This window comes from Bacillus sp. P4_D3 (assembly GCF_056401855.1).
This window is the reverse complement of record NZ_JBFUIN010000926.1, coordinates 1-1,064: the sequence shown is the minus strand read 5'-3', so window position 1 is coordinate 1,064 and position 1,064 is coordinate 1. Positions and strand designations below refer to the sequence as shown.

Sequence of the window (1,064 nt, the reverse complement as noted above, 5' to 3'; positions counted from 1 at the left end):
AGAAAAAGAGAAAGGCGTTATTGCATGTTCGGCAGGTAATCATGCACAAGGTGTTGCTTTATCTGCTCATTTACTTGGTATTAAGAGTAAAATCGTAATGCCAATTTCTGCACCTCTAGCGAAAGTCGAGGCTACCAGAGGATATGGATCAGAAGTTGTTTTATACGGTGAAACTTTTGATGATGCGAAGGCAAAATGTGAGGAGATTATAAGAGAAACAGGTGAAACATACTTACATCCATATGACGATGTAGAGGTAATGGCTGGTCAAGGCACAATTGGCTTAGATATTCTTGATGATATGTGGGATGTTGATACGGTTATTGTGCCAATTGGCGGAGGCGGAATTATTTCTGGTATTGCTGTTGCATTAAAATCTTTTAATCCATCAATCAATATAATTGGTGTACAAGCAGAAAATGTTCATGGGATGAAGGCATCTTATGATAAAGGGACAATCGTAGAACATTACGAGGCACCTACTATAGCAGATGGTTGCGCAGTTAAAATACCAGGGAATTTAACTTTTGAAGTTGTAAAAGAATTAGTAGATGATATTGTAACAGTATCAGAAGAAGAGTTAGAAGTTGCAATGAAAGACTTATTACAACGTGGAAAAGCAGTTGTAGAAGGCGCGGGCGCATTAGCAACTGCTGCTCTGCTTGCAGGGAAAGTTGATCAATATATTAAAGGGAAAAAAGTAGTAGCGGTTATATCTGGTGGAAACGTAGATTTGCAACGGATTTCAAGTGTATGTGAGCACTTTTTTGTAGCTAATGAAGTAAAATAATATTTATAATAAAGTGAAAATACCTCATTGATTATTAATTGTATCAATCGGTATTTTAAGAGGTAAATTAGTTTTATGAAAGAAGAGCTAAGGGGAATCATCTTAGCTCCTTTTTTATCCCGCATTAACGGGCAGTAAAACTCCCACCTCAAAATTCAGCTAGAGCAAAGAAGTTAGGTGGGAGATCAACTGCCTGTAAACGCCCGATTGGTGAAGGCTAATAATCAGTGGGGGATGAACAAAACCCCCACTGATTAAAGTTTCACTTTATTAT

Annotated in this window: 1 protein-coding gene; it reads left to right on the top strand. The window is 37.5% G+C overall.

The window, feature by feature from the left end; translation table 11 throughout:
* A partial coding sequence (tdcB, locus tag AC1DTM_RS28060) for a bifunctional threonine ammonia-lyase/L-serine ammonia-lyase TdcB (RefSeq protein WP_477001437.1) occupies window positions 1-790 on the top strand: 790 nt, incomplete at its 5' end.
* Window positions 791-1,064: the final 274 nt, after the last annotated feature.